The sequence below is a fragment of the Candidatus Avelusimicrobium caledoniensis genome (genome assembly GCF_902756455.1).
In the GTDB taxonomy this organism is placed as follows: domain Bacteria; phylum Elusimicrobiota; class Elusimicrobia; order Elusimicrobiales; family Elusimicrobiaceae; genus Avelusimicrobium; species Avelusimicrobium caledoniense.
The window spans coordinates 25,934-33,366 of the sequence record NZ_CACVRB010000012.1 but is presented as its reverse complement, the minus strand read 5'-3'; the positions used below and the strand labels follow the sequence as shown (position 1 = coordinate 33,366).

General features: G+C 47.8%; 8 protein-coding genes. 5 read left to right on the top strand and 3 right to left on the bottom strand.

What is annotated here, in order from left to right:
• Positions 1-544 precede the first annotated feature (544 nt).
• Positions 545-922 (bottom strand): TraR/DksA family transcriptional regulator, encoded by a 378-nt coding sequence (locus ACQY2W_RS03895; RefSeq protein ID WP_428049575.1) that lies wholly within the window; start codon positions 920-922, stop codon positions 545-547.
• A gap of 514 nt (positions 923-1,436) precedes the next feature.
• Positions 1,437-2,096 (bottom strand): hypothetical protein, encoded by a 660-nt coding sequence (locus tag ACQY2W_RS03890; protein WP_428049573.1) that lies wholly within the window; start codon positions 2,094-2,096, stop codon positions 1,437-1,439.
• A gap of 451 nt (positions 2,097-2,547) precedes the next feature.
• Between ACQY2W_RS03890 and ACQY2W_RS03885 the strand changes: the two genes are divergently transcribed.
• From ACQY2W_RS03885 to ACQY2W_RS03870, 4 genes are all read left to right on the top strand, one after another.
• Entirely contained in the window at positions 2,548-2,799 is a 252-nt protein-coding gene (locus tag ACQY2W_RS03885) for a hypothetical protein (protein ID WP_428049571.1), read from the top strand.
• Between the two features lie 141 nt (positions 2,800-2,940).
• Complete coding sequence (locus ACQY2W_RS03880; protein ID WP_428049569.1) at positions 2,941-3,366, top strand: hypothetical protein; 426 nt, start codon at positions 2,941-2,943, stop codon at positions 3,364-3,366.
• Positions 3,359-4,669, top strand: coding sequence for a terminase large subunit domain-containing protein (locus ACQY2W_RS03875; RefSeq protein WP_428049567.1), 1,311 nt, complete (start codon positions 3,359-3,361; stop codon positions 4,667-4,669). Before ACQY2W_RS03880 ends, ACQY2W_RS03875 begins: the two co-directional genes overlap by 8 nt.
• Positions 4,670-4,759: 90 nt before the next feature.
• The gene (locus ACQY2W_RS03870; protein WP_428049565.1) at positions 4,760-5,389 is read left to right on the top strand and encodes a prepilin-type N-terminal cleavage/methylation domain-containing protein; all 630 of its coding nucleotides are present in this window, start codon (positions 4,760-4,762) and stop codon (positions 5,387-5,389) included.
• A 188-nt stretch (positions 5,390-5,577) separates the two neighbouring features.
• Here ACQY2W_RS03870 and ACQY2W_RS03865 read toward each other — a convergent pair whose 3' ends face one another.
• Positions 5,578-5,760 (bottom strand): hypothetical protein, encoded by a 183-nt coding sequence (locus ACQY2W_RS03865; RefSeq protein WP_428049563.1) that lies wholly within the window; start codon positions 5,758-5,760, stop codon positions 5,578-5,580.
• Positions 5,761-5,827: 67 nt separating this feature from the next.
• On the opposite strand from ACQY2W_RS03865, the gene ACQY2W_RS03860 reads away from it, so the two are divergent.
• Positions 5,828-7,417, top strand: coding sequence for a portal protein (locus tag ACQY2W_RS03860; protein ID WP_428049561.1), 1,590 nt, complete (start codon positions 5,828-5,830; stop codon positions 7,415-7,417).
• Positions 7,418-7,433: the final 16 nt, after the last annotated feature.

The window sequence follows — 7,433 nt, the reverse complement described above, 5'->3', positions numbered from 1 at the left end:
GGAGCACTCAAAACCGATGAGGGGGTTTAAATAAGTATTTTCCTTTATATACCCCTCACCTGTCCTTCGGACATCCTCTCCCGCAAGGGGCGAGGACAAGAAACCATTTTTGCTGTTCATAAAATCTCCTTTATTTTTTGCGTCCCTTTATTATCGTTTTTTTTTTTGATTTGTCAACCCCCTTGCCGGGGGCAGGCATAAGGCCTCAAACCTCTGATTGCGTATGATGTTATCTTTTGCAAGGTGGACTTCGTGTTATTCTGCAACGCCTTTTTCGCTTTTCTGACGCCAGAAAAGCTCGCAAAAGACCGCCGCCTGGAGGGGCGGCCCGCAGGGTTGCTATAAAAAGCAGACGAAATGGGAAATTTTTCAAACTCACTGCGTTCAAACATGAAAAATTTCTCATCCATTTCGGCGCTTTTTATAAACAGCACTAAAGGGGCGGGAAATAGATCAGGTCACGATAGATGTTCATAAGGAAAATGACAAAAAAACCGCGTTTGGTAGAAAAACCCAAACGCGGTAAACAAGAATTTTGTATCTCTTACCCGTGGCGGTGTTCGTTGGTATGTTGGCAGTTAATGCAATAACGCGCAAACGGTAGCGCTTTAATGCGTTTTTTGGGAATCGGCTGACGGCAATACTCGCACACGCCGTAAATGCCTTTATCCATTTTGCGCAAAGCCGCTTCAATTTGCTCAATGGTGTTGTGCGCGTTGCCGGAAAGCTCAAATAAAATTTCTTTATCTAAGCTGCGGGTAGCGTCATCAATGGGGTCGCCCACTTCGGCTTCGGGCATGTCCATTGTTTTTTTATCTTTCAAGCGTTCGGCGGCTTCTTCTTTTAACTGGAGCAGATGTTTTTTAATTTCTTTAAGTTCTGCGGCTGTTAAAGTGTCTTTTGTGTTTTTCTTAATTACCATAAATCTAATCCTCTTCCAAAAAATGAGGCGTTCGGGCGAGTCTTGCCGGACGCTGTTTGATAGTTTAGCAAAGTACAGTGTGTTTTGCAAGTGTTTTTCACGAACAAAAAAGAGCCCCCGCGTTTCGCAACGCGAGGACTCAGTTAGCCGACATGTTCATGTGTACTCTCTTCCCTCGGAAAACCACAGTTAAGAATTTTACAGTGCCGCGTACCACCTGAGGCGGGGTGCTCCGGCCCATATCCCCAAGTGCTCCCATTATCCTCAGATAACGGGCTTGAAGCTTGTGTACCGGACGCTGCATCCGCACCGTCCTGCGCTACCGCACGAAAATAAAGAACTCTCATTTTCTGTCACGTCCGCCACCTAAACTACGCTCTTCGCGCCTGCCTAAATCACGCTACGTAACAGTTCTCCAACGCCAACGCTCCGGCTCACGCCAACTCGCCCGCGCGGAGATTTTCTGTAAACCTCTCCAAGGGTTACTGATAGTATAATGCTTTTTCGGCTAAAATCAAGGGGTAATTTTTAAAGCACGTATTTCCCGTCTGACTAGTCCGATAGGTAACGCATGCGCCAACAGACGCACGTTCTCTAAGGGGGTTACAACGAGCGTGGGTTTTACTTGTTTGACGTGTACCAATTGGTATTTTGTGCCTTGTTTTACCAGCATTATTTTTCCTTTTTCCCAAGAAGGACAATAGGTAACAAACAACAACCGTTCGGGGTCATTGCGTGTGGGTAATAAAAATAAAAAATCGGTTTTTTCGGCCGCCTGCGTTGCCACGTGCCACCACGTGCGGGCTTGTGCGGTTGAAAATTGCGGATATGTGGGGGGAATTTGTGCAAATACGGGTAACGCCACGGTATGGTTGAGGGTGGAGTATCCGGCGGCCAAATCGGTTGTTTTGGCGTCGTGCAACGTCCAAGAGTGGGGTGTCCATTCCGGTTGTGTAAGCGGACGGGCGGAGGCAAACAACCGTTCTACGCTATGTTCATCTAAGAAAAAAAGCCGGGCCATTTGGGCGATGTATCCTTTAGACGGGCGGCGTTTACCGGTTGCCCAAAGGGCTACGGTGGCGGTAGTCACTTGCAAGCGTTTTGCTAACTTAGCTTGTGCTCCGCGTAAGATGCCGTTGTTCCATTTTTCCAATTGTTTTTCAAATTTATTCATAGACGGTAATCCACCCGAAAAAACAGGGCTAAAAAAAAGACTTGACAAATGCTAACAATACTTACTATACTAACAACATGAAAGACACTTCAACCTGGCGTTTTTCATCTTGCCAGCGCATTTGAAATATCCTCAATTACCATTAGGAAATCTCAAACGGAGAGGTCGGACTACTACGACTACTGCCGCGCCTGCGGCGGGCGTACTCTGTTGTGCGCAAATTGCATAATTCCGCCAAGAACTATGCAGTTATTGTAGCAAATAATAGGTTGCTTGGGTTAGCAAAGTTAACAAGCCGTGCTGGCCGGCCTACTATCAAAACGGACTTAGGCACACGGGTTAACTTTGCTTCCCACGTCGGAATATTTCGTTTTAGACAAAAAATTCCTTTCTTAAAACTAACCCTTTTTTTACCCTTGCGTTTGTTTGAAAGGCAAGGGCGCGGGGGGCTATGTCCCAACAAATTGATTTGGAAAACTTTATTTTTTGGCGTGCGACCCAACTAGGCACGTCGGTCGGTGGTAGACAAGGGCAGTTATTTTGTCGGCGGTTAGAGCCGTATTTACAGGTGAGTATTTACCTGTATAACGCGTGCTTTGCCGAATCATTTGCCGACGATAAATCGGTGGATGACCCGTGGCCGTTTGGTGGCGTAAAAAACGGGTGGAGGTTGCCTGTGCCTTTTTTAAATTTGACAAAATGAATAAATTTATGCTATAATAAATATATAATTACAAAGCGCAAATTGTCCGCTTTGTAATTTTTTATCTTCCCGTTTTATTTCCTTATTTCCTTTCCGAAATTGATGCCCGCCCGGCGGGACATACTTGTTTGGAGCGGAAATATGCCCCGTAAAAAATCAGCCGACAGCACTGTAAAACCTCTTCGTTATCAGCCGGAATTTTGCGACCGTTTACTTGCTTTTTTTGATGTGCCCGCTTTTCACGTAACCGAAGTACAAAAGCGCGACGGCTCTGTTTCTCTCGTGGAAACGGCGGCCGAACTGCCCACCTTTGCCGCATTTGCTAAACAGCTCGGCACGACGTGCGAAGTGCTTAAAAGTTGGGAAACCAAACATCCCGCTTTTCACGAGGCCGCCCAAAGAGCACGTGATTTGCAAGGAAACATCTTAATTCAAAACAGTTTGCGCGGTAATTATTCTGCGTCGTTTGCTGTTTTTACTGCCAAAAATCTGCTCGGTTGGAAAGACGGCAAGGATGATGGCAGTGCCCCTCCGCCGATGGTCGTTTCTTGGGAAAAAGATGAATAAAAAACGTATTATTATTCCGTACCATCCGCGCCCAGTGCAAGCCAAAATTCACGCCGCATTGGAAACGCACCGTTTTTGTGTACTGGTTACGCACCGGCAGTTGGGCAAAACGGTGTGTGCCGTCAATCACATTCTTAAAAAAGCGTTGCAAAATGAGCGCACGCACGCCCGGTATTTTTACATCGCACCATTTTTAAAACAAGCCAAACTGATCGCGTGGGACTACCTCAAACGCTACGCGGCTCCGCTACCGGGTATAGCCGTAAACGAAACGGAGCTGTGCGTAAAATTACCCAACGGTGCGCGTATTAGTGTGGGCGGGGCCGATAACCCCGATGCCTTGCGCGGCACGTACGCCGACGGTGTAGTATTGGATGAATATGCGCAAATTAAGCCGGATGTATTTTCTGAAATTATCCGGCCGATGCTCTTGTCGCGCGAGGGGTGGGTGGTATTTATGGGTACGCCTAAAGGACAAAATGCGTTTTACGATTTGTTTAACCAAGCGCAAAAACTCGCCCAAACCGAGCCCGCCGTTTGGTGGTACGGTGTCTTTCGTGCAGATGAGTCGGGCGTGATTTCGCCTGCTGAATTAGAGCACATTAAACAAGAAACCCCCGTTACTATTTTCCGTCAAGAATATCTATGTGATTTTACGGCGAGTTCCGAAAATATTTTAATTCCCATTGATGATGTGCTAGCCGCTACGCGCCGTCGCTATTCATCAACTGAGTTGCGCTTTGCACCTAAAATTTTAGGCGTTGATCCGGCACGCTTTGGCGATGACCGTAGCGTGATTTTCCGCCGTCAGGGGTTGCAAGCGTTTGAGCCGCTAGTGCTTAGGCAAATAGACAATATGACGCTTGCTTCGCACGTAGCGCGTGAAATAGAAAATTTCCGCCCCGACGGGGTTTTTGTAGATGCCGGTTGCGGCGGCGGGGTGATTGACCGCTTGCGCCAGTTGGGTTTTACGGTAACGGAAGTGCCGTTTGGCGGCACGGCAATTAAAGCCGGACAGTATGCCAACAAGCGCGCGGAGATGTGGGGGGAAATGGCATCGTGGATCAAATCATCCGGCGCGTTGCCCGACGTAGCTGAACTCGCGGCCGATTTGTGCCAAACTGCGTATGATTATGACGCGTCCGGGCGGCTTAGGTTAGAGCCGAAAGAAAAATTAAAAGCGCGTACCGGAAAAAGCCCCGACTTGGCCGATGCGCTCGCGCTTACGTTTGCCGCGCCCGTGCGTGCGGGCGCGGCGAACTCAACCAGTGAATTTGCTAACAGTGAGTATGACGTTATTTGATTTTTTCGTCGTGCAATAAGGGACTTGACATCGTTTTTTTTTTTGCTACATTTTATTTGATGGTACAAGAGTATCATTAAGGAGCTTTGTATGCAAAGAAAAAATGTAGTAAATAATAAATGTCATACCCGAGGAATTTTGTCGGGTATCTCAACCAATTTGTCGTTGCAAAAAGCAACAACAGATCCCCGACAGAAACATTCGGGGATGACAACATTTTTGTACAACGGCAACGGCTTCACGCTTATTGAACTTTTAGTTGTTGTACTTATCATCGGCATTTTAGCGGCGGTGGCCTTGCCCAAGTATCAAGTGGCCGTGGAAAAAGCACGGCTTGCGGAGGCCGTCGTTAATTTAAAAGCAATTGTTCAGGCCAACCAAGCGTATTACTTAGCAAATGGGACCTATGCCGGAATGGATGAATTAGACGCGTTGGATGTGGAAATATCCGGCGAGGATGACAATGTAATTTATCAGGGGCATCGTAAACGTACGAAATACTTTTTATATTCGCCTGCCGGAGCTACTGTTCGTGAAAATCCTTATTTAGCGGTGGCGCACCGGGTTGTGCCGCAAGGGAACGCTTTTGTGTCGGTATATTCCTTGTTTGTGTTAGCAGATGAGCCGGGAAGGATACACTGTACAGTTATGAATAATAATATTATTACTGCGGCCCAACGCCAGCTGTGTAACCAAATCAATACACAGGGAAACTTGTAATTTCTCTGTCGGAAAAATAAGATTAACTTGACAAAAGAGTATCACTTATGCTATAATTATAAAATCTTAGTAGTTCTTCCTTTCTTTTCCGAATAATTTGTCTTTAAGTTTTATTAGTAAGGTTTTTTTGCGCGCAAAAAACCGCCCTTTCAGGCGGTTTTGCGTAAAAACTTTCCGGTCCGTTTTTCTTACCCGGGCCAATTTCCCAGCGTAATAAGCGCGAGAGCCGCTACCAATAACGCCGTTAATAAAATAGTGATCCACATCGCTGAGCGTTTGCTGTTTTTCGGAAACACTTTGCGCGTAATCATGTAAAACCCCGGCACGGCGATCAATACCACAAAAATAAAAATTATCACTAGTCCCACCATACATTACCTCCTGTTGTTTTCTACATAGTAGTAAATTTTCTTCGTTTGTGTCTTCCTTTTATACATTATGAAACAGTTACAAAATAATTATAAGCGTCAGTACGACGCCTTAAAAAACGAGCAATCTACGTGGTTGCCCGTTTGGAAAGAGTTGGGAACGTATCTGGCTCCCACGCGCGGTTTCTTTGACGGGCAACTGCCGAGTCAAGGCCGCCGCATTGACCACAAAGCGTTGCTAGATTCGGCTCCGTGCTTGTCGGTAGAAGTGTTATGCGCGGGGATGATGTCGGGCTTAACCAGTCCGGCGCGCAGTTGGTTTGATTTATCCCTCGCACCCGATAATTTAATGGAACTTCCCGGTGCACGCGAGTGGGTGTTTGACGTGAAAAAACGCTTGGAAGAAGTATTTGCCAAAAGCAACGTCTACGGCGTGTTGCACGGTTTCTACGAAGAAATTGCTGTGTTCGGCACCGCCGCTTTTTTAATGGAAGAAGACCGCGAAAAAGGCATTTACTGCCGTGCGTTTACGGTGGGCGAGTACGTTTTAGGTACGGATGCACAAGGTAAAGTCAACCGTTTCGGGCGCGAGTTTTTTATGACGGCAGAGCAACTCATTACCACCTTTGGTAAAGATAATTTGCCGCCGCAAATTCTCGCGTTGCCCGCCCACGAACAAGCCACCAAATACTACAAAGTATTTCACTTGATTGTGCCCAACAACCGTCACGTGCCGTTCTTTGAAGATAATTTACACATGCCGTTTGCGAGTATCTATTTTACGGAAGACGGACACGTGTTGCGCCAGGGCGGATATAAAGAATTTCCGGTCATTGCCGCGCGGTGGGAAGTGAAAAATGCGTCGGATGTGTATGGCAAAGGGCCGGGGTGGAAGTGTTTAGGCGACGTGAAAATGCTGCAAAAAATGCAGAAAACAAAACTCGTTGCACTGGACAAAAGTACCAACCCGCCCGTGATGGTTTCCGCTAACGTACAAGGCGAAGTCAATTTGCTCCCCGGCGGTATTACCCGCTACAACGGCACGGCTGACGGCGCGGTACGTCCGGCTTACCAAGTTCAGCCCGACCTAAACGCGTTGGAAGCCGCCATAGAATCGGTGCGCGCCACGATACGCTCGCAATTTTTTGCCGATGTTTTCCTGTCGCTTTCCGCGCAAAATTACGCCGGAATGACCGCAACCGAAGTGGCCGAACGCCACCAAGAAAAAATGCTTGTGCTCGGCCCGGTATTGGAACGGCTTAAAAACGAACTGCTAGACCCGCTGATTGACCGCGCGTTTAACTTATTGGCCCGTCAAGGACTGTTGCCCACGCCGCCGGACTCCATACAAGGTATGCCGCTTAAAGTAGAGTACGTTTCCATGATTGCACAAGCGCAAAAAGCGGCGGGGCTGTCGTCGCTGATACAAGGGCTTAACTATGCGGCCACGTTGGCTGCTGCCAAGCCGGAACTTGCCGGTCGCGTAGACTACGACTGCGCACTGGAAGAAGGCCTCAAGGCCTTGGGGGTGGCTCCGGCGCTACTTAAGAGCGAAGATGAAATAACCCCCGCGGGGAGTGCGCCTAACGAGGTAAACTCCCCGCATGCAACAGACGAGGTCCCCACGTCCGTTGCACAAGAAGGGAACTCGCCCTCTTAGACCCTTCGGAAAAGAA

Bases quoted from the DNA above. Each gene is read 5' to 3' on its own strand.
- ACQY2W_RS03860 (WP_428049561.1), top strand. From the start codon at position 5,828: ATGAAACAGTTACAAAATAATTATAAGCGTCAGTACGACGCCTTAAAA.
- ACQY2W_RS03890 (WP_428049573.1), bottom strand. From the start codon at position 2,096: ATGAATAAATTTGAAAAACAATTGGAAAAATGGAACAACGGCATCTTA.
- ACQY2W_RS03870 (WP_428049565.1), top strand. From the start codon at position 4,760: ATGCAAAGAAAAAATGTAGTAAATAATAAATGTCATACCCGAGGAATT.
- ACQY2W_RS03885 (WP_428049571.1), top strand. From the start codon at position 2,548: ATGTCCCAACAAATTGATTTGGAAAACTTTATTTTTTGGCGTGCGACC.
- ACQY2W_RS03880 (WP_428049569.1), top strand. From the start codon at position 2,941: ATGCCCCGTAAAAAATCAGCCGACAGCACTGTAAAACCTCTTCGTTAT.
- ACQY2W_RS03865 (WP_428049563.1), bottom strand. From the start codon at position 5,760: ATGGTGGGACTAGTGATAATTTTTATTTTTGTGGTATTGATCGCCGTG.
- ACQY2W_RS03875 (WP_428049567.1), top strand. From the start codon at position 3,359: ATGAATAAAAAACGTATTATTATTCCGTACCATCCGCGCCCAGTGCAA.
- ACQY2W_RS03895 (WP_428049575.1), bottom strand. From the start codon at position 922: ATGGTAATTAAGAAAAACACAAAAGACACTTTAACAGCCGCAGAACTT.